Genomic DNA, 25,204 nt, shown 5'->3' with positions numbered 1-25,204 from the left:
GCGTGCACGGTGCTGGTGGCGAGCTGGTTATGGTGCGCGGTGACTGTGGTCGGGCTGACATGCCAGACAGTGGCCGTGGCGATGTCGAAGAACAGACCCACGATCTGTACCTGTCCTTGTGCTACTGCCGAGACCAGCGATGGATGTTGGGTCGCCGTGGCGATCTGCACGGCGACATTGACGATGGCCAGCTGGTCGTAGGCATCGAATCCGGCCGCCTCGGCGGCAGCAGCAACGGGATGGTTGTCGTGGTATGCCCGCAGGCTCGGCTCGGCGTGGGCAAGCCAGTCACGCACTGCCGGTGAGTTCTTGGTCGGCTTGCCCAGCAGTGCGCCCATCGCTCCGCATCCGGAGTGCCCGCAGACGACGATGGTGGAGACACCGAGTTCTTCGACCGCGAAGGCCAGCGCGGCATCGACAGAAGTATCGAGGCCGTCGGAGGGGATGAGGTTGCCGATGTTGCGGATTGTGAACAGGTCACCGGGTCCACTGTGGGTGATGAGGTTGGGCACGACTCGGGAATCGCCACAGGTCAAGAAGAACGTGGTCGGATCCTGACGGTCGCGCAGCTCGCTCAGATGCGCCCGCATCAACGGCGCGTGGCGGCGGTGATAGCGCGAGATTCCGTCGAGCATGGGCCGCAGCGCGTCGAAGTGCGGCACCGCTTGCGCGTTCGTGTCCTGCCATGCCTTCCACGGCTCCACACCCCGAGCTTGGGCCGAGGACGCACGTTGAGGCGGGCCCTGGGTGGTGGCCGAGAGAGCGTGAGAGCCGAGTTCGTCGATGAGGACGGTGCCGCCGGCATCCCGGTGGCGGCGTTGCCATTCGTGCAGCACCTCCGTGGCGGCGTGGTCGATGAAGTCGACGGTGAGTTCGATGGTCACATCGGCGCCTTCGGGTACCGAGTCCAGCGTGCTCGAAAGTTTGGGCAGCGATAGGAAACTACATGAGCCTTCGATGACAACGCGCCAGCGAAGCGAGTCCAGATCACCGACCGGTTCGGCGTGAATGTCGGCGCGCGCGGCGCGCCAGACGAACAGCGCGATCGCGACGATCAGGCCGATCAGGACGCCTTCGAGCAGGTTGAGGAACATCACCCCGGCCACAGTGATCAGGTAGACCCACAGGTCGCCGGTGCGGTGCGCGAGACGGATATGGGCGAGCTTGACCAGTTGGATACCGATCACGATCAACAGCCCGGCCAGTGCCGCCTTGGGAATCTGCTGCACGACCCCGGCCAGCAGCACCGAGAACAACAGAATCCACACCCCGTGCAGGATCGTCGATGCCTTGGACTTCGCGCCGGCGGCGACGTTGGTCGCGCTGCGCACAATGACACCGGTGATCGGGAGCCCGCCGAGCATGCCGGAGGCGATATTGGCGGTGCCCTGGCCGATGAGTTCGCGGTTCAGATCGGTTCGCGCGCCAGAGTGCATCTTGTCCACTGCCACCGCGGAGAGCAGACTTTCCACGCTGGCGATCAACGCCACGGTCAACACGCCGGTCGCTACCGCCAGCCACTTGCCATCAGGCAGCGCAGGCAGAGCGATCGCGTCGAACAACGATCCGTTCATCACGATGCGTTCCACGCCCAGCGGCACCACCAGCGACACGGCGGTCGCGGCGACTACCGCGACCAGGGCGCCGGGGATACGTCCCAGCGCGCCTGGGACCTTCTTCCACGAAAGCAGCGTCACGATGACGATAAGCCCGATCGTCAGGTCACCCCAGTGCAGGCGTGTCAGTTGCGCGGGGAGCTGACTGAGGTTCTGCCACACCGAGCTTCGTGAAGTCCCGCCGAGCAGTACGTGTACCTGTTGCAGCGCGATCGTGATGCCGATTCCGGCGAGCATGGCGTGCACGACCACCGGCGAGATCGCCAACGCGGCGCGGGCGATGCGGCTGAGGCCGAACAGGATCTGCAGCGCACCGGCGGCGACGGTGATCGCGCAGGTGACCTGCCAGCCGAACTTGGCGACCAGCTCGGCCACGACGACGGTCAATCCCGCCGCCGGGCCACTGGCCAGCATGGGCGAGCCGCCCACCGCACCTGCGACGATGCCACCGATGACTGCGGCGATGAGGCCGGCCATGATCGGCGCGTCGGAGGCGATCGCGATGCCCAGCGACAACGGCAGCGCCACCAGGAATACCACCACTGATGAGGGCAGATCGTGGCGCAAAATGCCGCGGAGCCGATCTCTCGAGGGTGATGATGGTGATGTGTGCAGGTCGTCTGCGCTTTCGGGCGCTTCGGCCTGAGACATTGTTGGTTCCTCCACCGGTATCGGTTCGCAGGTCACGTCGACGGGGTGCCGTCGTCGGTCGAAGGTGGGAGCGGGCCGAGACGGCGCCTGGACTCCTTAGTGCCCGGTGAAGCGATGGTTCCCTGCCGGGGGAAGTCATCGCTTCACCGGTTGCGTGCCAGAACCTGATGAGGGGACGAACGGCACGACCGGAACCATAAGGGCTGACCCAGCTGTGAGACCGTGGCCGACATCACATTCCAGCTAACTCTAAGACACTTCTCAGGATCAACTATGTTGCATAGTACTTAGCGGTACGTAGATCTGGGCTGAAGCCGAATGGGTGGTGTGGCGCGCTACCTCGACGATCAGGAATAGTTGGTCCGGTGACTTCGGCCAGATTCCCATCGAGTTCGGCCACTGTCGGCGTCTCGCGGGGACGGGATCCCGATCGTGAGCTGAGAACACCGCGAGCGGCGACGTGCAGGAAGGACAAGGCGATGAACGGATTGGGCACTCTGGAAGCCCGGGTGATGGACGTTTTGTGGGGCACCTCCGAAGCGCTGACGGTGCGCGAGATCCTCGAGCGCCTGCCCGATCCGTATGCCTACACCACCATCCTGACCGTTCTGACTCATCTGCACGAGAAGGAATGGGTGGTGCGGGTGATGCACCGCCGGGCATACCTGTACCGGCCCACCCGCTCACGTGCCGAAGCGACCGCCGAGGTTGTACGCGGCATCATCGACTCGAGCAACGACCCCGAGTCGGTCCTGCTCCACCTGGCTTCGATCGTGACCGAGGCCGAATCCGAAGCATTCCACCGCGGGCGTACCCGCCCCAGGAAGCGTTCGAGGAAATGATCGTAGCCTTGGGCGCGGCGTGGGCGGCGGCACTGCTGTCGCTCGCTTCGCCGGCCATCCTGCAACGCATCACACCGTCGATGACACCGCGTACCGCGGTGGCATGCTGGCTGATCAGCTTGGGTTCGGCAGTCGTGCTCGCGGGTGTCGCAGTGACCGCGGCGCTGTGGCCCGGACACGCACCCGGAGTGGGTGTAGCCGAAGCTGCGATGTTGTGCCTGACCCGCGTAGTCCACTCGGTGCCACACTGGCTTGCCGACCCGCTGACAGTCGCCGCACTTGCCGGTGTCGTCGGTCTCTCGTATCGGGTCGCGCTGAGCGCACGGCGCCACACCCGGGCAGGAGCGCGGGTGCGCGCCTACCATCGGGATGTCGTCAGCGTGGTGGCGCGCCGCGGAGACGAGGACATGCCCGTGATGTGGCTCGACCACCCCAAGCCGATGGCCTACAGCGTCGACGGCCGCCCCGGGATGGTCGTAGCCACCGAGGGGTTGGCCCGCAAGCTCAACGATGGTCAACGTCAAGCGGTGCTGGCCCATGAACTGGCCCACCTTCGCGGCGGGCACCATCGGCTGATCAGGGGTTGTGAGGTTCTCGCCGCAGCCATGCCCTGGATCCCGCTGTTCGCCGATGCACCGAAAGCTGTCGCGGCGTTGGCCGAGTTCGCCGCCGACGACTGCGCCGCAGCTGCGACGAGCCCGGCGACCATCCGTTCAGCACTGTGCGCAGTCGCCGCGACGACAGGCACCGAACCGGCCTCGACGTTGTCGCTGGCAGGGCAGGTCTTGCAGCAGCGCCTGCAGCGGCTGGAGTCTTCCAACCCGCCGCGGCGATCGTCGCGGTGGGTGCTGATGGGTTTGTCTCCGATCGTCGCCGCAGTCGCCGCACCGGCCGGGCTGCTGACCTGTGCCGTAGTGGCTTGTGTGGTCATGTCCTGAATCGGAGACTGGACGCGAGCGGTCAACTATGTAGCATAGTTGACGGGCGTCGGGTCGGTGGACGCCGCGCGGCGACGACGGCCTCCGCGCACTGCGTACGAATCTGGAGGCCGGAAGTGCTCGGACGGACTGCGATTGCGGTGATGCTGACAGCTCTGGGGTTGACACTGACGGCGGGGTCGGCACGAGCGCACAGTCAGCTCGACTCCTCGGTTCCAGCCGCTGACGCAGTCGTCGACACGCCTCTCACGCTGATCACGTTGACGTTCAATCAGCAGATCGGGACCGCATTCGCCAACGTCGGCCTGACCGATGCCGCGGGGACCAGCTGGGCGGCGCAGGTTTCCAAGGTCGAGGGTAAGACGGTGCGGGTGGCGGTGAGCCCGACCATGCCGGCCCAGAAGTACACCGTGGCCTACCGGGTTGTCTCCGACGACGGGCATCCCATTACCGGCTCCTACGAGTTCACCTACGCCAGCGGGTCGGCGACGACCACAGCACCGTCCGGTGCGCCGTCGCCGTCCAGTGTCACAGCAGCTGGCGAATCTTCGGCTACGGCGCTGTCGTCGAGCCTGCCGTGGCCACTGATTGTGGCGGTGATCGTGCTGATCGGTGGGGCCGTGGTGACACTGCGTGCCGCCACACGAACCAAGCGCTGAAACTGCCATGATCTCGCCCGAGCTACTCGCTGCGATCCCGTTGCCCGATACGCCGCCATCGATCGGTTCGATGCTGGCATGGAATCCCCCGTCGTTCCCTGTACTGCCCGCGCTGGCGCTGGCGGCCTCGATCCTCTACCTGATCGGTCTCGTACGGCTACGCCGATTGCAGCGGGCCTGGCCCTGGTGGCGCACCGCATGCTTCCTCGCCGGGTGTCTGCTGCTGGCCGCCATCACCGGACTGGGGATCGAAGCCTATGGCTACCAGTTGTTCAGCGTGTGGATGTTCCAGCACCTGACGCTGTCGATGACGATCCCACCGTTGTTGGTGTGGGGTTGTCCAGGGCTGATGCTGCTTCGCGCCACACCCCATCGGGGGCTCGGTCGACTCGTGCTCGCCGTGGCGGTGAGCGGGTTACGCAGCCGCACGATGCGATGGATGCTGCACCCGGGTTTCACCATCCCGCTGTTCCTGTTCAGCTACTACGGCATCTATCTGACACCGGTATTCGACAACGTCGCCTCCACGGTCCTCGGCCACCAACTACTCGAACTGTTCTTCCTGCTCAGCGGCTTGTTGTTCGTCGTGCCGATCTTGTCCGTGGGTCCCCTGCCGATCCGGCAGACGAACCTCGGCCGGTTCTTCGATCTGTTCGTCGAGATGCCTTTGCATGTGTTCTTCGGCGTAATCTTGATGATGGCGACCACGCCGCTGGTGGAGTTCTTCGCGACTCCGCCGCCGCAGTGGGGCATCGAGGCGATGCGCGACCAGTATCTCGCCGGTGCGCTGGCGTGGTCCTACGGCGAGCCGGTCGCTCTCGTCGTCGTCATCGTCTTCGCCATCCGCTGGCGGCGTGACGAAATGCGCGACAACGCCGTAGCCGATCGCCGGTCAGACCTGGTCGGGGATGATGAGTTGGCCGCCTACAACGCCTTTTTGAATGATCTGTATCCCCGTCGTCCCGACCGCTCGGCGGTCTCTCGCCCGGTTGCCTCTTTGGTACGCGAACACGACGCGGCTCCTGCCTCCGCGATCATTTCGACCGGCCACGTCACCGATGCTGGTTCGTCAGCACGAAGGAATACCGCATGAACAACAAGTCCGGGGCGCGCAGTTCGAAACGCGGCCCCCGTGCCGGGAAAAAGGCCACCGCCGCCGCCATCGGCGGCAAGCAGCCGCCATGGCTGTTGATCGGGGCAGCAGCGGCGATCATCCTGTTGACCGTTGGGCTTGCGTTGTATTACGTGCCGAAGTATCGGGAGTACTCCGAGGCGCAGCGCTATGTTCCAGGCAGTGGCCAGTCCGACCCCTCCGAGATGATCGACGGAGTCACCAAGCAGGAGTATCCGGCGGGTAGTCATGTGCGGGCGACCCAGCGAGTCGCCTACGACCAGGCACCGCCGTTCGGTGGCCCGCATGATCAGAGCTGGGCCACCTGCACAGGAGAGGTGTATACAACTCCGATCCGCAGCGAGAACGCTGTTCATTCGCTCGAGCACGGCGCTATCTGGGTGACCTACAACGCTGATCGTCTCAGCGGCGAGGATCTCGCGGCGTTGCGCGGCGAGGTCGAGGGCAAGCCGTATATGTTCATGTCGCCGTATCCGAATCTGGATTCTGCTGTGGCGCTGCAGTCCTGGGGTCGCCAGCTCAAGCTCGACAGTGTCGATGATCCCCGCATCCGCCGATTCGTGACAGCTTTGCGTCAGAACCCGAACACCCACCCTGAGCCAGGCGCGAGCTGTGCCTCCGGTGGCGGGTTCGACCCTGACGCGCCGCCACCGTTTGATCCCAGTCCGCCGGGGCCCGACGCCGTTCCGCTCCCCCCCGCCGGTGCCGGTTCCACCACCCCTTCAGGAGGTCGGCGGTGACATCTGAATCGCCAACGCCCGAAGCGACCCCGCCAGCGCGGCGCCGATCGAGCGCGATCTGGGCAGCAGCCTTGGTTGCCGCGGTGATCGTGGGACTGCTCGCGGGGTTCTGGGTGCGCGGAGTGCTCGGTTCGGACTCCTCGGCGCCAGCGCTGGACGTCGTGGATGTGGGGTTCGCCCAGGACATGGCGACCCACCACAATCAAGCTGTCGAGATGTCGGCGACAGCGTTGGAGCAGGCCGAAGATCCTGCGGTGCGGACGTTGGCCTTCGACGTGCTGACCACCCAGCAGAGCCAGTTGGGGATGATGCGTGGCTGGCTGATGTTGTGGGATCGACCGCTGTCGTCTGAGCAGCCGATGCTCTGGATGCGCCGCGGGGACTCCCACACCGCGGGGACTGATCATCAGATGCCCGCCCAGGAATCAATGCGAATGCCCGGAATGGCCACGACCGAGGAACTGGCGCAGCTGCGTAGGGCCCGGGGTGCCGCATTCGACACCCTGTATCTGCAGCTGTTGCTTCGTCACCACGAAGGTGGGGTGTCGATGGCGCGGGCGGCCCGTGACAACGCGACGGTCCCCGCTGTCGCGGCGCTGGCCAAGCAGATCGATGACGCGCAGACCGCGGAGTCGCAGGCGATTCGTGCCATGCTCGCCCAGCGCGGTGCGCCCACGTTGCCGATGAATTGAGTTCACCCCACCCGGACCCACGGCATCATCGACCTACCAATAGACCACTCCACGACCGTTCGCCGACGTTAGGACCTGCTGTGCCGCACCACCGAATGACCTCCGGTTCCCTGTCCGTGAAGGAACTGCTCGGAGAGGTCACCGACGAACCTCGTGCACGACACCGCATGGCAGCCGACTCCACAGATCGGTTCAAAGGTGTAGCCGGCGTCGCGGTGGCCGCCGGGGCCCTGCTGGGCACGATGGCCCAAGCCGCGCCCGCGACCGCGGCAACGACCGACCTTCGGGCCGGCGGGATTTCGGATGCCGACGCGGACTCCGATGCGGCCGTCTCCGCCGCGGCACCGGCATCCACACCAGCGACGGCTCCATTCGGGTTGGGGGGCTTGCCGATTGAGCTTGCCGCGCCGCTCGCGCAGGCCGAACAGATCATCAAGGACCTGCAGACGGCTTCCCCGTCGGTGACCGCGCCCGCAGCGGCGCCCGCAGTGCTGCCGGTCGGCGGAGAGATCAGCTCCGGATATGGCAGCCGCTGGGGTGCGTTCCACTACGGTGTCGACATCGCCGATGCGTTGGGTACTCCGATCCGTTCGGCCATGGGCGGCACGGTGATCGAGGCCGGTCCGGCGTCGGGTTTCGGGCAATGGGTGCGTGTGCAGCAGGACGACGGCACGATCGCGGTCTACGGCCACATCAACGAGTACTACGTGCAGGCCGGAGACCGGGTGAGCGCTGGTGACGTGATCGCCGCGGTCGGCAACCGTGGACAGTCCACCGGCCCGCACCTGCACCTCGAGATCTGGGACCAGGACAGCAACAAGATCGATCCGGTCGCCTGGCTCGAAGGCAACGGCGTGCTCACCGAACAGCGTTGGGGCATCGACTGATCCACGCACGCTGGGCCGAACCCATCGGCGGCACACGCAAGGTGGGTCAGATCGGCAGGACTACTGCGGTGACGAACTCGTCGCGGATCCAGGCGACGAATTGCGCCCATATCCCGGTGATCAGCGCGGTGCCGACGAGAATGAGCAGGATGCCGCCGATCGTCTGAATCCTGCGGGTATTCCGCCGCAACCAGCCGATGCCGCGCAGTGCACGCGACGACCCGAATCCGAGAACCACGAACGGCATGCCGAGACCGAGGCAGTACGCCACGATCAACACCACCCCGCGGGTCGCGGTCGTTCCCTCGGTCCCGGCTGCGACCGATAGCACTCCGGTCAAAGTGGGTCCCAGACACGGCGTCCAACCCAGCCCGAACACCGCTCCCAGAAGCGGTGCGCCGAGAAGGGAAGACACTCGCACGGGGGCGAACCGGGTGTCGCGCTGCAGCGCCGGGATCAATCCGATGAAAGCCAGCCCCATCACGATCGTGACCACCCCGCCGATGCGCTGGAGTAGATCGGCATTGAGCCGCAGCGCGGTGATCACACCGAACACCGAGGCAGTCGCCAGCACGAACACGACGGTGAATCCGGCGACGAACAAGGTGGCCGCGCCCGCCACGCGCCACCGGTCCGAACTCCGGCCCGGCCCGATGTCATCAGCTTGTGAAAGCGTTGCGCTGGCACCGGAGACACCGGCGAGATAGGACAGATATCCCGGGACCAGCGGCACCACACACGGCGAGGCGAAGGAGACCAGGCCGGCCACCATGCACGCGGCCAGAGCCAGGAACAACGGCCCGGTCGCGGCAGCGTCTTGAAAACTGGTACCGATGCCTTGGGCGAGTGCGGTCACTGCTCGGCCGCCAGGCGCTCGATGACTGGCTGCAGGTCGCTGGTCAGCAGGGCGCGCAAGAACACCGCCGCGACCCGCTGCTTCCTGTCCAGAATGAGGGTGGAGGGAATGACACTGGTCGGGTAGCTGCCGCCGAGGGCGACCAGCGTGCGCATCGGCGGGTCATAGATCGACGGATAACTGACCTTGTTATCAATCACGAAGTCCTGGGCTTTGTCGCGTTGCTGGTCGCGGACGTTGATTCCCACGAACTGCACACCCGATGCCTTGGTGGCGGCGTAGGCCCGTTCGAGGTCGTCGGCTTCAGCCCGGCACGGCCCACACCACTGACCCCACAGATTGATCACCACGACCTGCCCGGTGTAGTCGGATACCGAGACGGTCTTGTCCTCGGCCATGAGATCGGGACCGGCGAGAACACCGATCTTGCCTCGGCTTTCCGGCGGATCGTAGAAGATATCGGTCTGCCCGCCCGGGGAGACGAAATCGAACGTGCCGCCACCGGTGGCGACCGAGTCGGAGCCCGAGGCACAGCTGATCACAGCGGTAACCGCGGCGATGACCAGCGCCATCGCCGCCAGCAGCCGGAGCTGCCGGTGCCTCGCGCGGCCGTAGCGGTGACCATGGCGTGCGGCTTTCGTCGTGCGTAGGTGGGTCATCGGGTCATCTCGCGGATCGTGGCATCGATTTGGGCAGGGTTGTCGAAAACCGCTGGTGTGGTGATGCGCCGGACGGTGCCGTCGCGTTGAACGAGGAAGCTCAGCGGCAGCACCGGGGGTGCCGGCAACGCCTTCTGCACCGCGCCGCCATCGACGAAGGATGGGTAGCCCGCTTGTAGTTCTGCTAGAAGTTCTGCTGCGGTGGTGGGGTCGTCTTGCACGTTGATCCCCACCACGCGAATCGAGTCCGGATCGGAGGCGTACGCATTCAGCACCGGAATCTCGCTTCGACATGGCGCACACCATGACGCCCACAGGTTGATCAATGTCGGTTCTCCGGTCAGGGCGACTCCGAGATCGACCTGTTCGGCCGAGCCCAGGCATCGCGCGAGCACACCGCGCAGCGGCCCGCCACCAGCAGATACGCCACCGGGAATCGGGCACGGCGGGAGCGCTGGCGCACCGACTCGCTGATCCTGCGGCGGCCCATCTTCGATACGGCCGGTCGCCGCATCGGGTTGCCCGAACACTCTTTCGGGCAGCGCGGTCGTCGAATCCGACCGCGGCCACAAAGCCGCCGCCAACGCCGCAAACACGATCACGAAAACCACAAGCCACCGGATATGAGGCCGCATGTATGCATCCCTTCGCAAGACTGCTCGACACGCCCGAACACTCTTCTACTATGCATCGTAGTAGTGAGGCGGCGAGCCCTCCCTGCGCACCCGGAATTTCGGCCGGTCGCAGAAGCAGCCGCTTCACCCCGAGTACTTAACATGCACGCATGCGCATGTTAAGATTCATGTTGTCGGGTATGGGCGATGGTGAAGCCACCACAGCGGCAAGGAGTTCCGACGATGGGCGCAGGACACAGCCACGGCACGAGCAATCCAAATCAGGGCAGCGCCTCGGCGCGGTACACCACCCGACTGGCGGTCGCGATCGGCCTGGGCCTGGTCACATTCATCACCCAGGTCGTGGTCGGTCTGTCGACCTCGTCGCTGGCGCTGTTGTCGGATTCGGCGCACGTGTTCACCGACGTGTTCGGTGTGTCGATGGCGCTGGTGGCGATCATGATCGCCCGCCACGCCACCCGAGGTGGGGCTCGCTCGTTCGGGATGTATCGCGGTGAGGTCTTTGCCGCCCTGTTCAACGCAGTCTTGCTGTTCGCGGTCGCAGGCTGGGTCCTCTACGAGGCCATCGGACGGCTGTCGGATCCTCCGGAAGTGCCTGGTCTTCCGGTGGCGATCGTGGCGGTCGTAGGCTTGGCGATGAACGTGATCAGCATGCTGATCCTGCGCCAGGGCGCCAAGGACAGCCTCAACGTGCGTGGCGCGTACCTCGAAGTCATGGCCGACATGCTCGGCTCGCTCGGGGTCCTGGCCAGTGGGCTGATCACCCTGTTCTTCGGCTGGCGCTACGCCGACCCCGCGATCGGCGTGGCGATCGGGCTGTTCGTGCTGCCGCGCGCGTTCAGCCTCGGCCGCCAAGCCTTGCGCATCCTGTTCCAGCACGCACCCGCCGAACTCGACCTCACCGAGATCGAGCAGTCCCTGCGCGGGCTCGACGGTGTGCGCGAGGTACACGACCTGCACGTATGGACCCTGACCCCGGGCATGGAGGTCGCCTCCGCGCATGTGGTGATCGACCGCGACGCCGACCTGGACACCGTACTGGGCTCAGCCCAGCAACTGTTGGCCGAGGAGTACCACCTCGGCCACGCCACCGTGCAGATCGAAACCGACGGCAGCACCGAACGCTGCCGGAACACGACCTGGTGACCTCGCCCGAACCGGGCAGGCCCACAGATTTCGACATCATCTCCAATCGAGGAAACACTCATGACCGCTTGGTGGGCACTGGCCCTGTATCTGCTCTTCGCCGCGCTGGGCTTCGGCTGGCGCAGCTGGCGCCAGCACCGCGCGACCGGCTCCACTGGATTCCGCGGCATCAGTGGCCGCCCGGGTTCGCTGGAATGGATCGCCGGCGTCGGGTTCCTCCTCGCGATCGGGGTCGGTGTGGCGGCACCGCTACTGCAACTGGCCGATCTCGTGGCGCCGGTGGCAATCTTGACCGCTGCCCCGATTCAGGGGATCGGCCTCGTCGCGGCCCTGGCCGGGATCGCGGCGACGGTGTACGCCCAGAACCAGATGGGCGATTCCTGGCGCATCGGCGTTGACGACACCGAAACCACGACACTGGTGCGCACCGGGGTGTTCAGACTCGTCCGCAATCCGATCTTCACCGCGATGCTGCTCTTCGCCGCCGGGATCACCCTGCTCATTCCAACCCCGTGGCCGTAGCCGGATTCGCCCTGCTGCTGACCACGATCGAGCTACAGGTCCGCATCGTCGAAGAGCCCTACCTGACTCGCGTACACGGACCCGACTATCAGGCGTACCTGGCCAGCACCGGCCGTTTCGCTCCCGGAATCGGTCGCGCCAGGGCATGAAGACCGGGCCGGGCGAGGTCAATCCAGGGCGGCGTCAAGGGCTGCGGCCATGTCGCGGTAGCTGCCGCCGCTGATCTTCTCACCGTTGAGGAAGAAGCTGGGGGTGCCGACCACCCCCAGCGCCAAGCCCTCGTCGAAGTCGGCTCGTACTCGCGCGGCCGTGGCCGGGTCGTTGTAGGCCAGGTCGTAGGCGCCCAGGTCCAAACCCAGCTCGGCGGCCAGACCCCGGAACACCTCGTCGGCTGGGGCCCGCTGCTCTCCCCAGTCGGCTTGGGTTTCGAACAGGCGCTGATACATCTGTTCGAACCTGCCCTGGTCGGCGGCTGCTTGCGCGGCGCGCGCGGCGCGGCCGGAGTTGAAATGCGACGGGATCGGGAAGTATCGCACCACGAACGCGACGCGATCGCTGTAGTCGGCGCGCAGCTGTTCCATGATCGGGAACATCGCCCGGCACGCCTCACACTCGAAGTCCAGGAACTCCACCAACGTCACCCGGGCATCGGTGGGCCCGGACAGGCGGTGGCTGTCCGGGCGCACCGCCAGCGCCGGCTCGCCGGTCGTCGATTCCACACTGTTTCCCGGGCGATTGTCGTCGGTGCGGGCAGCGGCCAACACCACCGCGCCGACGACGATCACCAGCACCGCGATGACGGTGGTCAGAAGCCGCGTGCGGCGTGATACCGAGCGGGCGGTCATCGGATCCACCTCCGGACGAAACAGACAAATCGGAAGTCATTGCGCACGGCGGCCATGCTACCGACACCCCTCACCGATCAACCCTGAACGGGCGGCTACCTGGTTGGACTCGGATCCAACAGTGCGGCGAGATCGGGTGGGGTGGTCATGGTTTGGCGCAGACCGACATTCGCGCGACCGGTGTTGCCTTCCGGAGCGAGCCCGGCCAGGGATCCTGGTGCGGCAACAATGATCCGGATGATCTGCCCGAGGGCTTCTCGCCGGTCGCGTTGACGCACCGCGAGGGCGAACATTGCGATGTGGTTGGCGGTGTGCAGCCAGGGGTCGGGTTGGGACAGGATGTGGGCGCGTTCGAGATGGTTCCAGCGGCGGGCCGGGTCGGTCGTGGTGTTCGCGGCCTGCATCTCTTCGTGGTAGCGGGCGCGGGCAGCGGCGCGAATCTTCGCCATGGTCATGTCCTTTCAGGTTGAGCGGTAGTGGGTGAGAGTCAGGCGTTCTTCGCCTGTTCGGTGGCGCGGAGCACGACGCTCGCCTCGGGTGTGGGTTCGCAGGCGCCGTGGCGGGTGAACGGTTCGGCGAGCTGGGCGAGGTAGCCGACGGGGTAGTCGGGTTTGGCAGCCATACCGAGGTCGGCGCTGGAGAACCGCCGGTGCGGGTCGTAGCTGTAGGTGCCCAGCAGGTGATCCCAGATCAGGGTGAACAACCCGAAGTTGACGTCACCGATGCCCGCCCATTTCAGGTGGTGGAAACGGTGGCCTTCATTCAGTGCCAGAACATATTTGAAAGGCCCGACGCGATAGTCGGCGTTGGAGTGCTGCAGCAGCAACTGCACCGCCACCGCCAGTGACAAGACCGCCGCGACCGGGACCGAGATCCCGGCCAGCAGCAGCGGGGTGACTCCGGCGGTCATCTCGATCGTTTGGTGCAGGGGGTGTTTCATCAGACCGTTGAGCCCGTAGAAGCGTTGCACGCTGTGGTGCACAGCATGGAACCGCCACAGAACACCGATCTTGTGGCTTGCGTAGTGGGCCAGGGTGATCCCGAGATCGGCGACCAGGATCGCGACCAGAACCTGGACGACGAAAGGCCAACTGCCCGGCCAGATCCCGTCACCAGGGACGACCGCGGCCAGGACGGGAATGGCGGCCACGCTGCCCAGGATGAGGGTTTCGTTGACGAGGGTGTGGGCGGTGTCGCGGCCGGTGTCACCGTGAGAGTTGTTCCAGGCTGCTTGGTACGGCAGGAGGCGTTCGGCGGTGAACGAGACCGCGACCGCGAGCCCGAGCAGGGCGATGAGCCAGAGCTTGCTGGCGCCGGTGGCGGCTAGGGCTATTCCGGTGCCGTTGATTCCGAGCAGCATCACCGGCGCGTAGCCGTAGCGGATCAGGGGCGAGATGAGCGTGGTCACGGCTTCAGCTTCGCGCGCAGGTGGTAGGGCGGGCTTGAAGAAATCAGCTGACTATCCGTGCCGATGACGGCTCATCGATCTGGCGGCTGGCCCGTGTGTCGCATCAGAGGACGGCTACACCCTGGCTACAGTCTCAAGTAACACTTCATTCTTTGGGTTGGTTGTGGTTGGTGTGATCGGTGGTGCTGGTTCCGTCGGATGGTTCGGACCCGCCATCGCGGTTTCTACCGAAGTAGGAGTACTGGTGCCGAACTACGCCCGCAAACGAACCTATGTGCTTCCCCTGGTCGCGGTAGCTGTGGTCACGGCGCCGGTCACGGCCGGTTTCCTCGGTGGTGGGGGGCAGTTCCGGTTCTCCAACGACAGTGAAGCCGATGGAGTTTCGCCTACCGCGACCACCCAGGTGGGGTTGTCGGGGGCGCCGAGGGTGGTGTTGCCGTTACGCGAGCTGGCCGGCATGCAGTTGCCGGACCTGAGGGTCGCGGATCTGCGGCTTGTACCCGGCGCGCCGCCGCTTCCGGAGGGTTCCCGGGTCGGGCCGATCGGGTTTGTTGCCGCCGCGGGGGCGGCGCCGATATCGGCCCGGACTCCGGCGTTGGATCCGGGTGTGGTGCCCGAGCAGCTGGTCGATCGGGTCGGCGCGCAGGTCACAGAACTCACCCGCGAGAGTCGTTTCAGCATGATCGGGTTGACCGCGCCGAATCTGGAGGGTGTCACCACGATGGTGCGGGCCCGCCAACTCGACGGTTCCTGGGGTCCGTGGTTCGAGGCCGGGACCGACGACAGTATTTCGGCTCGTCGCCCGGCCCGGGGCGCATGCAGGGTAGTGAACCGGTGTATGTGGGTGACACCGACGCGGTGCAAATCCTAAGCACCCACGAACCTACCGCCACGGCCGAACCCGGATTTCAGGGACCTACCCCGGTCGCGGGCCCTGACCATCTCGGGCTCGCAGTCCCGGAGATGAGCGCGGTGTTGCTCGATCCCGGTCGTGGTGAGGAGAACCTGTCGGCGATCGCGGCTCCGCTGACCGGTGGCGGGCCCCGGGTGATCAGCCGCGCCCAGTGGGGCGCCGATGAATCGATCCGGTGTGAGGACCCGACCTACGACGACGGCCTGGGCGGGATCGTGGTGCATCACACCGCAGGCCGCAACGACTACAGCAAAGCCGAGTCCGCGGCGATCGTGCGCGGCATCTACGCCTACCACGCCGAAACGTTGGGGTGGTGCGATATCGGCTACCACGCGCTCGTCGACAAATACGGCCAGATCTTCGAAGGACATTTCGGTGGTTTGGACCGGCCCGTGCAGGGCGCGCACACGGGCGGGTTCAACGAAAACACCGCCGGGGTGGCGTTCATGGGTGATCACGAGTCCGAGGAACCGACCCAGGCGGCGATCACCGCGATGGGTCAGTTCATCGGGTGGCGTGCTCGTGTTGCGGGTTTGGATCCTCGAGGGACCACCACGATGATCTCCGAGGGCACCGAATTCACTCCGTATGGCGAGGGTGAACAGGTGCAGTTGCCGGTGGTGTTCTCCCACCGCGATGTCGGTAACACCACCTGCGCCGGGGACGCCGCCTATGCGCTCATGGACCGTATCCGTGCTATCGCGGCGGGTGTGAGTTCGGGGGCGGGGCCCAGACAGGCACCGGGCGGCCAGGATTCGGCACCGGCGCCTGCGCAACCCGATGCCGATGCTGATGCTGATGTGTCGGCGTTGGCGGTGTTGACGGGCAAACTGTTGGATCTGGTCGACCGCAATGTGTTGGCTCGGCGTTGGGTCGATGCCGGTGGACCGCAGGGGCGGCTGGGGTTGGCCGCCTCGGAGCCGGTGCCCACTGCCGAGGGCGGACAGTACGCCAGGTTCGTCAACGGGTACCTGTTCCAAGCCCCCGACGGTCAGGTCTATGAAGTAGCCGGGCGCATCGGGCAACGGTTCGCCCAGCTCGGCGGGGACAACGGCGTGCTGGGCGCGCCGCGCAGCAACGAGTATCCCGTCCCGGGTGGTGTGCGGGTCGATTTCGGTCGCGGGTCGTTGGTGTTCAACGAGGCGACCGGTGTCGTCACCACACTCGGGCTGCCCCAACCGGCCTCCGATCATCCGACGCAATCTGCCGCGTCCCCGACACCTACGCGGGCAGAAGCTCCACCGGCACCGGCACCGGCACCGGCACCGGCAGATGCTGCACCGGCACCGTCCCCGGTGCCCCCTGGCTCGGTAGAAACTGTGCCGGGCGAGGTGCCTGTGGCCGGGCAGTGAGGTAGTCCGCGCGCGGGAGTCGCGTTATTCGGTGACGGCTCGGTCGCGTGCTGGTGGGGGCCGCCATCCGGTGGCGATGAGTGCTTCGGTCGGAGAGATGCCGATCAGGTCGCGGCAGGTGCGGGTGAGGTGGGCGCTGTCGGCGAATCCCGCTGCGTGCGCGGCGGCGGTCAGGGAACCGCCGCCGCGCACGACCGCGAATCCGAGCTGTAGCCGCACCCACCGCCGCCACGCCACGTACGGCAATCCGACCTGCGCGGTGAATATATGGGAGAGGCGACTGACCGAAATTCCGATGTCGGCGGCGAGTTCACCCAGCGAGGGTGGCCCTCCCACCCAGTCGGTTGCCCGGCGCAGCGCCTGCGCCACGACCGGATGCGAGGACCGGCGCACGGGCCTGGTGACCGGGTCGCCGACAGACAGGGATGGTGCGGGTGTGGCGGCGCTGACCCAGGTGGTGGCTGCCTGGCGGGGTTGCCCGTCCAGTTGGGCCAGCGCTGCGTGGGCGGTCGCGCTGTCGGGGTCCAGGAAGGCGAGGAATCCGCTGGTACCGGGTTCGGTGTGGACCTGGTGGACCACGCCGGGTGGGATGATCGCGGCGAGGGCGGGTGTGGTGTATCCGGTCGCGTCGGTGAGGGTCAGTCGCCCGCGCGCGACGAAGAGCACCTGCACGGCGGCGTGCGCGTGGGCAGGTGCGTCGCCGATCTCGCCGGTGAATGTCATGAGACCGGGAGTCAGCGAAACGCCGCCTGACCAGCGATGCTCGGGGGCGCTCACCTCGGCACGCCCCGTCTGCGGTCGCGGCCGGACAGCGGTCGGCAACTCGAGCGCGGGTAGAGGCAAGTCACCCTGCTGTGCTCCCATCCTGGTGATCTGGTTGCGCGGATATGTGAGTGGTATCCGATCAGAGGCCGAATGCGCCGCCGCTGACGAGGATGACGATTCCGAGAACGACCAGCACGAGTGGGAACAGGATGTGTTCCCACCGTTCCAAGATCTCGGCAATGGCCTTGCGGGTGGTGAGGAACTTCGCGGTGATCACCAGTACCCCGACCAACAGCAGGAACACGACCGAGTAGGCGACGATCGCTGCCGTTCCCACGGTGGCGAAGACCGGGACGTAGACGCCGATGTTGTCGCCTCCGTTGGCGAAGGTCACCGCGGCCACCGTCCACACTGCTACCTTCTTGCCCTCGAACCGTTCATCGTCGTCGCCGCTGTTTCGCCACGCTCTCCAGGCGGCGAGCAGACCCAGCAGCAGAGGAATCAACCCGAAGTAGGCGATAGCTTCTTCCGGCAACAACGCCGTCACACCCAGGGAGACGAGGACGGACGCGGCGAGGATCGCTCCGAAACCGAGATATTGTCCCGTCGCGATGGCGACCGTGGTTCCGCGAGTTCCCGCGCCGCGGGCAAAAAACAGCGAGAGCACGATGATGTCGTCGATATTGGTCACCAGGAAGAGTCCGATGGCCTGCAGGATCGAGGTAACCATGCTGGCGGATGCCTTTCTCGGAGAGTGCACTGTGATTCGGCGAACAGGCGTGGTTGAGCTGCACCCGCGGCGGCTCGCTACCGACTGTCTAGTTCATCGCGGACCGGGCGCCGGTGACGTTCCTATCGGCGGTGGCGTCTGTTTGGGGAGTTTCGCGGCGATAGCCGCGGCAAGTACCGCGCTGACGGCGGCGCTGGCCAGGAATACCGCGGACATGGCTTCGGTGTAGGCGTGGGCGCTGGTGGCGGCCAGATCGGCACCCGCTGGGCCGGGAACGCCGGTCGCGGCCAGTTGTGCCCCAGCGACGTTGTCGCGCGCCGCGCCCACCACAGCCTCGGGTAGCGCGCTCAGGTGGGGGTCGAGGTCGCGGGTGTAGACGAGGGTGAGCAAGGTGCCCAAGACGGCGACGCTGAACGCGGCACCGACCTGTCGAATGGCCATCAACAACCCAGCTCCTGCGGCGCTGCGGTGTTCGGGCAGACTCGCCATGACCGCGTCGACCGCCGGTGCCAACGCCAGCCCGGCGCCCAAGCCCACAACCCCGAGGCACACCGCGACGAAGCCGTAGCCGGAGTCGGCAGTGATGCGGGACGCGAGCACGAATCCCGCTGCAGCGATGAGCATTCCGGTGACGATCGGGATCTTGGCGCCGACGCGGGTGACAATCTTGTCGACGGCGGCCGCGGCGATGATGATCGCCAGCACCAAAGGAACCAAGCGCAAGCCTGTGCCGAAGGCGTCGTAGTGGCGCAGGATCTGCAGGTATTGCGGCAGCACGAACAGCACGCCCACGAGAGTGAACGTGCCCGCCGTCGCGGCCAGAGTGGGCCAGGTGAATGCGGGATTGGCAAACAGCCCCAGATCGACCAGCGGGTAGCGAGTATGCCGTTCCCACACCAGGAATCCCACGATCAGCACGACACCGGCGGCGAGAGTGGTGAGCACGATGGGATCGGTCCACCCGTACTCAGGCGCCTGAATGACGGCGAACACCACCGCCGCCGTACCGGGAACGGCGGTGATGATTCCGAGCCAGTCCAGCGGCGGTGCGTGCGGGTCGGCCGATTCGGGCAACAGCACAACGCAGGCAACCAGGGCGGCGACACCGACCGGGACGTTGATGAGAAACACCGAGCCCCACCAGAAATGCTGCAGAAGCCAGCCGCCGACGATCGGGCCCAATGGCAGGCCGACGCCCAGTGCGCCGACCCATACCGCGATCGCGCGGCGACGCTGGTCGGGGCCGAACAGGGTCGGCAGGATGCCCAGCGAGAGCGGGACGATGATCGCGGCCCCGATGCCCATGACCGCGCGTGCTGCGATCAGCGAGCCGGTGGACCCGCTGTAGGCGGCCCACGCCGAGGCGGCGACGAAGGCGACCAAACCCACCAGCAGTAGCCGTTTGCGGCCGTAGCGGTCGCCGAAGCCGCCTGCGGGCAGCATGAGCGCGGCGAAGACGAGGGTGTAGGCGTTGACGATCCACTGCAATTGGGTGGTGCTCGCACCCAGGTCCTGCGCGAGGGTGGGCAGGGCGACGTTGAGGACCATCAGGTCCAGCCCGACGGTGAGCAGGGCGACGACCAGCGCCGCCAACCCTGCCCATCGACGCGATGGGCCCGGTTCAGTCCCGCTTGTCGGTGTGGTGATCGGGTGAGAGTTGTTCTCGCTCATCGGAGTTTCCGATCAAGGTGGTGATGATGAGGGCGATCGCGCCGAGCACGATGAAGGAGTCGGCGAGGTTGAAGGTGGGCCACCAGCCGGTGTGCAAGTAGTCGGTGACCAACCCGTCCGGTGCCCGGTCGATAACGTTGGCGGCGGCACCGCCCAGTATTGCGGCGAGCGCGACCCGGGTGAGCAGGCTCGCGCGCGGCGCGAGCACCCATCCGCCCACCGCAACCCCAGTGGTGATCACCGTGGTGATGGACAGCATCACCCAGCTCGGTGCGTCGGCGGCGATCGAGAACGCGGCGCCGGGGTTGAACGCCAACCGCAGATCCACCGGACCCGCCTCGACCGGCGCCCCGTCCAGCGCGGTCTGCGCCCACGCTTTGAGCGCGAGGTCGAGGCCGGCGAGTACCGCCGCGGTGATGGCCCACCGCAGTCGCCGCCCCCACCGCGACACGGTGGGAGCAGACGACGCGGTGGCGGTCACGCGGATGCTCCAGCCAGCACCGGGGCGGGCTTTGCCGTCGATTCCGGAAGCGAGGCAAGGGGTTTGGTGCGTCCGGCGCGGACACCGTTGGCGATGACGACGATCTCGGCGAGCTCGTGCACCAGCACCACCGCCGCCAACCCGAGCACCCCGAACAGGGCAAGCGGGATCAGGACCGTGATCAACCCCAACGACAAACCGACGTTCTGCAGCATAATCCGGCGGGCGCGGCGGGCGTGCTCGAGAGCACGCGGCAGGTGCCGCAGGTCTTCACCCATCAGGGCGACGTCGGCGGTTTCGATGGCGACGTCGGTACCCATCGCACCCATCGCCACACCGAGGTCGGCGGTGGCCAGTGCGGGGGCGTCGTTGACGCCGTCGCCGACCATCGCGGTGAACCGGTCGGCGCGTAGTTCGCCCACGATGCGGGCCTTGTCTTCGGGGCGCAGGTCCGCGTGCACGTCCTCGATCCCGGCCTCGGTAGCCAGGGCGGCAGCGGTGCGGGTGTTGTCACCGGTGAGCATCGACACACGAATACCCAAGGCGTGCAACCGATCGATGACCTCATGTGCTTCTGGCCGCAGCTCATCGCGCACGGCGATCGCGCCGATCACCTGGCCATCGAGCTCGATCAGCACCGCGGTCGCACCCGCGTGCTGCATCCGCTCCACGTCGGCGGCCAAGTCACCCGGCTCGATCCAGCCAGGTCGGCCCAGCCGCGCCGGACGCCCGTCGACCAGCCCGGTCAATCCAGCGCCGGTAACGGCCTCGACGTCGGTGGCAGGAGTGAAGGTGTCGACGGCGGCGAGGATGGCGCGGGCGAGGGGATGTTCGCTACGCGATTCCAGCGCCGCGGCGACCGCGAGCACTGTCGCCTGCTCGGTGCCCGCGACAGCCGAGATCTCGACCACGGCAGGCTTGTTCGCGGTCAGCGTCCCGGTCTTGTCCAACGCGACCTCCCGCACCCGACCCATCGCCTCGAGCGCGGCACCGCCCTTGACCAGCACACCCAACTTGCTCGCCGCACCGATGGCAGCGACGACGGTGACCGGCACCGAGATCGCCAGCGCACACGGCGACGCCGCAACCAACACCACCAGCGCGCGTTCGATCCAGGTCACCGGATCACCGAGGATCGCACCGATCACCGCGATCGCGGCAGCGGCGATCATGATGCCGGGCACCAAGGGTTTGGCGATCTTGTCGGCCAGGCGTTGGGCATCGCCCTTGCGGGCCTGCTCGGCCTCCACGATCCGCACGATCCGCGCCAGGGAGTTGTCTTCGGCGGTGGTGGTGACCTCGACGGTAAGAACGCCGTTGCCGTTGATCGACCCGGCAAACACTTCCGCGCCCGGCCCTGCCTCGACCGGTACCGATTCACCGGTGATCGCCGAAACATCCAGAGAGCTACGGCCTTCGGCGATCACACCGTCGGTAGCCACCCGCTCGCCGGGACGAACCAGCATCCGGTCCCCGACCCGCAGCTCCGCTGGGCTGACGATGGTTTCGGTGCCGTCGCGCAACACCGTGGCTCGGTCGGGAACCAGGTTCAGCAGGGCCCGCAGACCACGGCGGGTGCGGGCGACCGCGTATTCCTCGAGGCCTTCGCTGATGGAGAACAGAAACGCCAGCATCGCGGCTTCGCCGACCTCGCCGAGGATCACCGCGCCGATCGCGGCGATCGTCATCAGCGTGCCGACCCCGATCTTGCCCTTGGCCAGCCGTTTGAACGTCGACGGGACGAAGGTGTAAGCCCCGACCAGCAGCGCTGCGATCTCCAAGCCGAGCTCGACCGCGCTGGGGCCACCGGTCCAGCCGACGATCAGCGCCGCGACCAGCAGCACACCGGCGACCGCGGCGGCACGCAGTTCGCTGACTTCCCAGAGCTTTTCGGGTTCCCGCTCCTCGGCCTCGCCCTCACCAGCGGGTTCGTCGTGGCCGCAGCCGCATGCGTCGCTCATGCCCGCACCTCCGCCGTCGTCTCCGTGGTGGTGGCGTCGGTGCCGTAGTTCGGGCACAACGCCACCGCGTTGCCGGTCGCCGCGAGCAGCGTCTCGGCCGATGCCAGCAGGTCCATCAGCTCCGGACGAGCGAGACTGTAGAACACCTGTCGGCCCTGGGGGCGGCCCACGACCAGGCCGCAGTCGCGCAGGCACGCCACATGTGCCGACACCGTCGACTGCGCCAACTCGAGACCTGCCATCAAATCCGCGACGCGGGCTTCCCCGCACGCCAACCGGCGCACGATCGCCAACCGCGTCGCATCCGAGAGGCTGTGGAACAACGCCACCGCTGGATCCAACCCCTGCGTCTCGACGAGGCAACCCCCGTCAGCATTAATCGTCATACGGCGATGATAGCGGAACTGGGTATTGATATCGACAGCTATCATGATTAATCTCATTTCAACGATCACATCGTCCACTAGCGATCAATTGTGGTCGGCTACGGAGGGAGAACACATGAACCAGCAGCAGCAGTCCGCCGTGACCGAGAGGTCACCCCAGCAACCACTGCCACCTGACTCACCCGGGCTGCTGTATCGGTGGGGTGTTCTCATGGCGCGACGCAGACGCACGGCCCTGGCGATCTGGGGAGTGCTGCTGGCGGTATGCGCGGTGGCCTACCCACTACTCGAGAACCGGCTCGGCGCCATGGACTTCGGCGTCGAAGGCTCGGAGTCCACCGAGGTGGATCGCCTTGTTGCCCAGCACTTCCCACAGTTCGGGGCCGAGCAGGCGGTCATCGTGCTCCAATCCGGCGCCCTCACCGCCACCGACTCCGACTTCCGTGCAGTCGTCGCTCGCACGGTCACCGCGGCCGAGGAGGTGCAGGGTGTGGTCGATGTCGTCGGTCCCTACGACGGGCTGCCCGGATCCCAGATCTCGGCCGACGGTCACGTCGCGATCGCACTGGCCGGCATGGACGGCGACATGGCCGAACGCGCGAGGGTCGCTCGCGACCTGCAAGACGCCATCGCCAGCACCGGCGACGACTCCATCGATGTGGGGCTGACCGGGTACTCGGCGGTGCAGAACGCGGCCACCGAACTACAGAACGCCGACCTGGCCCGCGCCGAGGCGATCGGCATCCCGGTCGCGCTGATACTGCTCGTCCTCGCGCTCGGCGCCCTGGCCGCCGCGGCGGTCCCGATCGGAGTAGCCATCGCGGGCTTGTTGACCGCGGTCGGGGTGTTGTTCACCCTCACCACGGTGACCGCGTTCGATTCGCTGACCGTTGCCATGGCCACCATGGTGGGCCTGGGCGTCGGTATCGACTACGCGATGTTCATCGTCAGCCGCTTCCGCGAAGAACTCGCCCACCACACCGTCGCCGACCACGCCGCGATCGCGGCCGCCGTGGGCCGCTCACTGGCCACAGCAGGCAAAACGATTCTGGTCTCAGGCTTGGTCGTGATGATCTCGCTGTGCGCGTTGATCATTATCCAGGCACCGATCTTCCGTGGCATCGCCATCGGCGTCGCCACCGCGGTCACCAGCATGCTCATCGTCGCCGTCACTCTGCTCCCCGCCCTGCTCGCCGCCCTGGGCCCTGCCATCAACCGCGGCGCGCTCCCCGCCCGCTGGCGACCCGCCGACAGCACCGCGAACGCTCCGGGAGCTCTCAGTGGCCGCTGGGCGCGCTGGGCCTATCTCGTCATGCGCCGACCCGTCCTGTTCGGCACGGCTGCCGTGGCGGTGCTGGTCATCGCCGCACTCCCGGTATTCGGGATCCGCTACGGCCTCGACATGGGCACCACCGCCCTCGACGACACACCGACCGGACGCGCCACCACCGCGTTGACCACAAACTTCCCCGCCGGAGCACTCTCACCGGTCGAAATCATCGCCACCGGCCCCGGCGACACCCCGCTCACCGGGGACCCCGCAGCACAGGTCAACCGGTTCCTGGCCGAGATCGCCGACGACGACCGCATCGACACCGTTCTGCCCGCCCAGCTCAACGACGGACGAGTGCTGGCGCTTGCGCTCCCGTCGGTCGCGTTCGACTCGATGGAGGCCACCGACCTCATCCGCGACCTGCGCAACACAGCGACTGACGCGGCAGGAGCCGAGATCCGTATCGGCGGCAGCACCGCCGAGTTCGTGGACCTCTCCGACGAGATGACCTCCAAACTGCCGCTGGTCGTGGCCCTGGTGCTGACCGCCTCGCTGATCTTCCTCATCGCCGCGTTCCGCAGCATCGCCCTGCCGATCAAGGCCATCGCGATGAACCTGCTCGCCACCGGCGCCGCCCTCGGTATCACCGTCGCTGTATTCCAATGGGGCCTCGGGGAGAACATCCTCGACTTCACCAGCCCCGGCTTCGTGCAGGTCTACCTACCCACCGTCGTGTTCGCGCTGTTGTTCGGACTCTCGATGGACTACGAGGTCTTCCTCATCCGCCGCATCCGCGAATACTGGGACACCACCGGCGACAACGAGCACGCCGTCGCCGCCGGGCTCACTCACACCGCCCGCCCCATCACCGCCGCCGCCGCGATCATGATCGCCATCTTCGCAAGCTTCCTCACCGCCGACATTCTCGAACTCAAACAACTCGGACTCGCCCTCGCCGTCGCAGTCTTCCTCGACGCCGTCCTCATCCGCCTTGTCCTCGTTCCCGCCCTCATGCGCCTGCTCGGCGACTGGAACTGGTGGTTACCGACCCGGCCCAGCATCCGCCCCGACACAACCTCGGTCACGCTCGGGGTGTGGGTCGTGCTGCGACTGACCCCACCCGGCGGCGCCGGCCCCGACGTTAACGACCCGCTCCACCGCGGCTGAGGTTTGCCGCGTGGGGCGGTGGGCGGAGACAGGGCTGTGAGCCGCACGGAAACCGATGCGAACCTGCCCCGCCCACCTGTTCTTCCCCACGGGCCGCCGGGCCGGCGTGAGCCGGGCACCTGCTGCCCTCGGCTACTCCCCGGGTGTCGTGGGTGAGACGGCTGGCCTGCCGACACCCCGGGAGCTCCGGCGACCTGAGGTTCGCCCGAATCCCAGGTCCACTCGTATTCGACACCACACACAAACCGGTGGTTCTGAGTCCTGAAACGCATCGGAG

At 66.7% G+C, this 25,204-nt stretch carries 24 protein-coding genes and 1 pseudogene; 12 read left to right on the top strand and 13 right to left on the bottom strand.

The annotated features are described in order from the left end of the window. The coding region (locus ON36_RS29685) for a SulP family inorganic anion transporter (protein ID WP_011212262.1) at window positions 1-2,267 on the bottom strand (2,267 nt) is incomplete at its 3' end. 479 nt (window positions 2,268-2,746) lie between these two features. Here ON36_RS29685 and ON36_RS29680 point away from each other — a divergent pair. From ON36_RS29680 to ON36_RS29655, 7 genes are all read left to right on the top strand, one after another. Then, window positions 2,747-3,109: a BlaI/MecI/CopY family transcriptional regulator gene (locus ON36_RS29680; protein WP_011212261.1), complete on the top strand. Its 363-nt coding sequence runs from the start codon at window positions 2,747-2,749 to the stop codon at window positions 3,107-3,109. Beyond that, window positions 3,106-4,047 (top strand): M56 family metallopeptidase, encoded by a 942-nt coding sequence (locus tag ON36_RS29675; RefSeq protein ID WP_011212260.1) that lies wholly within the window; start codon window positions 3,106-3,108, stop codon window positions 4,045-4,047. The genes ON36_RS29680 and ON36_RS29675 overlap by 4 nt, the downstream gene beginning before the upstream one ends. Before the next feature lie 143 nt (window positions 4,048-4,190). Next, window positions 4,191-4,706, top strand: a complete 516-nt coding sequence (locus tag ON36_RS29670) for a copper resistance CopC family protein (RefSeq protein WP_041561548.1) — start codon at window positions 4,191-4,193, stop codon at window positions 4,704-4,706. A gap of 7 nt (window positions 4,707-4,713) precedes the next feature. Beyond that, the gene (locus tag ON36_RS29665; RefSeq protein WP_011212258.1) at window positions 4,714-5,799 is read left to right on the top strand and encodes a cytochrome c oxidase assembly protein; all 1,086 of its coding nucleotides are present in this window, start codon (window positions 4,714-4,716) and stop codon (window positions 5,797-5,799) included. Then, window positions 5,796-6,578, top strand: a complete 783-nt coding sequence (locus tag ON36_RS33965) for a thioredoxin-like domain-containing protein (protein WP_011212257.1) — start codon at window positions 5,796-5,798, stop codon at window positions 6,576-6,578. Before ON36_RS29665 ends, ON36_RS33965 begins: the two co-directional genes overlap by 4 nt. Further along, window positions 6,575-7,270, top strand: a complete 696-nt coding sequence (locus ON36_RS29660; RefSeq protein WP_011212256.1) for a DUF305 domain-containing protein — start codon at window positions 6,575-6,577, stop codon at window positions 7,268-7,270. Before ON36_RS33965 ends, ON36_RS29660 begins: the two co-directional genes overlap by 4 nt. Before the next feature lie 116 nt (window positions 7,271-7,386). After that, a complete protein-coding gene (locus ON36_RS29655; protein ID WP_373281861.1) occupies window positions 7,387-8,157 on the top strand; it encodes a M23 family metallopeptidase in 771 nt (256 codons plus the stop codon). A 46-nt stretch (window positions 8,158-8,203) separates the two neighbouring features. Here ON36_RS29655 and ON36_RS29650 read toward each other — a convergent pair whose 3' ends face one another. From ON36_RS29650 to ON36_RS29640, 3 genes are all read right to left on the bottom strand, one after another. After that, window positions 8,204-9,013, bottom strand: a complete 810-nt coding sequence (locus ON36_RS29650; RefSeq protein ID WP_011212254.1) for a cytochrome c biogenesis CcdA family protein — start codon at window positions 9,011-9,013, stop codon at window positions 8,204-8,206. Next, window positions 9,010-9,585, bottom strand: a complete 576-nt coding sequence (locus ON36_RS29645; RefSeq protein WP_041561546.1) for a TlpA disulfide reductase family protein — start codon at window positions 9,583-9,585, stop codon at window positions 9,010-9,012. Before ON36_RS29645 ends, ON36_RS29650 begins: the two co-directional genes overlap by 4 nt. Before the next feature lie 83 nt (window positions 9,586-9,668). Continuing rightward, window positions 9,669-10,307 (bottom strand): TlpA family protein disulfide reductase, encoded by a 639-nt coding sequence (locus ON36_RS29640; RefSeq protein ID WP_011212252.1) that lies wholly within the window; start codon window positions 10,305-10,307, stop codon window positions 9,669-9,671. Between the two features lie 222 nt (window positions 10,308-10,529). Here ON36_RS29640 and ON36_RS29635 point away from each other — a divergent pair, with 222 nt between their 5' ends. Then, the gene (locus tag ON36_RS29635) at window positions 10,530-11,453 is read left to right on the top strand and encodes a cation diffusion facilitator family transporter (RefSeq protein ID WP_011212251.1); all 924 of its coding nucleotides are present in this window, start codon (window positions 10,530-10,532) and stop codon (window positions 11,451-11,453) included. 60 nt (window positions 11,454-11,513) lie between these two features. Then, window positions 11,514-12,124, top strand: a pseudogene (locus tag ON36_RS29630) (methyltransferase family protein). 18 nt (window positions 12,125-12,142) lie between these two features. Here ON36_RS29630 and ON36_RS29625 read toward each other — a convergent pair. The 3 genes from ON36_RS29625 to ON36_RS29615 form a co-directional block, all read right to left on the bottom strand. After that, entirely contained in the window at window positions 12,143-12,820 is a 678-nt protein-coding gene (locus ON36_RS29625) for a DsbA family protein (RefSeq protein WP_011212249.1), read from the bottom strand. A gap of 95 nt (window positions 12,821-12,915) precedes the next feature. After that, window positions 12,916-13,269 (bottom strand): DUF3703 domain-containing protein, encoded by a 354-nt coding sequence (locus ON36_RS29620; protein WP_041561545.1) that lies wholly within the window; start codon window positions 13,267-13,269, stop codon window positions 12,916-12,918. A gap of 38 nt (window positions 13,270-13,307) precedes the next feature. Further along, the gene (locus tag ON36_RS29615; RefSeq protein ID WP_050768377.1) at window positions 13,308-14,180 is read right to left on the bottom strand and encodes a sterol desaturase family protein; all 873 of its coding nucleotides are present in this window, start codon (window positions 14,178-14,180) and stop codon (window positions 13,308-13,310) included. 292 nt (window positions 14,181-14,472) lie between these two features. Here ON36_RS29615 and ON36_RS29610 point away from each other — a divergent pair, with 292 nt between their 5' ends. After that, a complete protein-coding gene (locus ON36_RS29610) occupies window positions 14,473-15,099 on the top strand; it encodes a hypothetical protein (RefSeq protein WP_157225076.1) in 627 nt (208 codons plus the stop codon). A gap of 92 nt (window positions 15,100-15,191) precedes the next feature. Then, window positions 15,192-16,493: an N-acetylmuramoyl-L-alanine amidase gene (locus tag ON36_RS29605; RefSeq protein ID WP_043660656.1), complete on the top strand. Its 1,302-nt coding sequence runs from the start codon at window positions 15,192-15,194 to the stop codon at window positions 16,491-16,493. 24 nt (window positions 16,494-16,517) lie between these two features. Here ON36_RS29605 and ON36_RS29600 read toward each other — a convergent pair whose 3' ends face one another. The 6 genes from ON36_RS29600 to ON36_RS29575 form a co-directional block, all read right to left on the bottom strand. Beyond that, entirely contained in the window at window positions 16,518-17,216 is a 699-nt protein-coding gene (locus ON36_RS29600) for a helix-turn-helix transcriptional regulator (protein WP_231858033.1), read from the bottom strand. A gap of 181 nt (window positions 17,217-17,397) precedes the next feature. Next, window positions 17,398-17,988, bottom strand: coding sequence for a cadmium resistance transporter (locus ON36_RS29595; RefSeq protein WP_041561509.1), 591 nt, complete (start codon window positions 17,986-17,988; stop codon window positions 17,398-17,400). A 93-nt stretch (window positions 17,989-18,081) separates the two neighbouring features. After that, window positions 18,082-19,659 carry an MFS transporter gene (locus ON36_RS29590; protein WP_041561508.1) on the bottom strand — a complete coding sequence of 526 codons (1,578 nt, stop codon included), beginning with the start codon at window positions 19,657-19,659 and terminating at the stop codon, window positions 18,082-18,084. Next, entirely contained in the window at window positions 19,610-20,140 is a 531-nt protein-coding gene (gene lspA, locus ON36_RS29585) for a signal peptidase II (RefSeq protein ID WP_011212241.1), read from the bottom strand. Before lspA ends, ON36_RS29590 begins: the two co-directional genes overlap by 50 nt. Continuing rightward, window positions 20,137-22,101: a heavy metal translocating P-type ATPase gene (locus tag ON36_RS29580; RefSeq protein WP_041561507.1), complete on the bottom strand. Its 1,965-nt coding sequence runs from the start codon at window positions 22,099-22,101 to the stop codon at window positions 20,137-20,139. Before ON36_RS29580 ends, lspA begins: the two co-directional genes overlap by 4 nt. Beyond that, a complete protein-coding gene (locus tag ON36_RS29575) occupies window positions 22,098-22,487 on the bottom strand; it encodes an ArsR/SmtB family transcription factor (RefSeq protein WP_011212239.1) in 390 nt (129 codons plus the stop codon). Before ON36_RS29575 ends, ON36_RS29580 begins: the two co-directional genes overlap by 4 nt. Window positions 22,488-22,602: 115 nt before the next feature. Here ON36_RS29575 and ON36_RS29570 point away from each other — a divergent pair, with 115 nt between their 5' ends. Then, window positions 22,603-24,927 (top strand): MMPL family transporter, encoded by a 2,325-nt coding sequence (locus tag ON36_RS29570; RefSeq protein ID WP_373281860.1) that lies wholly within the window; start codon window positions 22,603-22,605, stop codon window positions 24,925-24,927. Window positions 24,928-25,204 lie beyond the last annotated feature (277 nt).

The organism is Nocardia thailandica NBRC 100428, assembly GCF_000308795.1.
Classification (GTDB): domain Bacteria; phylum Actinomycetota; class Actinomycetes; order Mycobacteriales; family Mycobacteriaceae; genus Nocardia; species Nocardia thailandica.
Note: the sequence above shows the minus strand (reverse complement) of the source record. Positions and strands in the feature narration are given on the sequence as shown.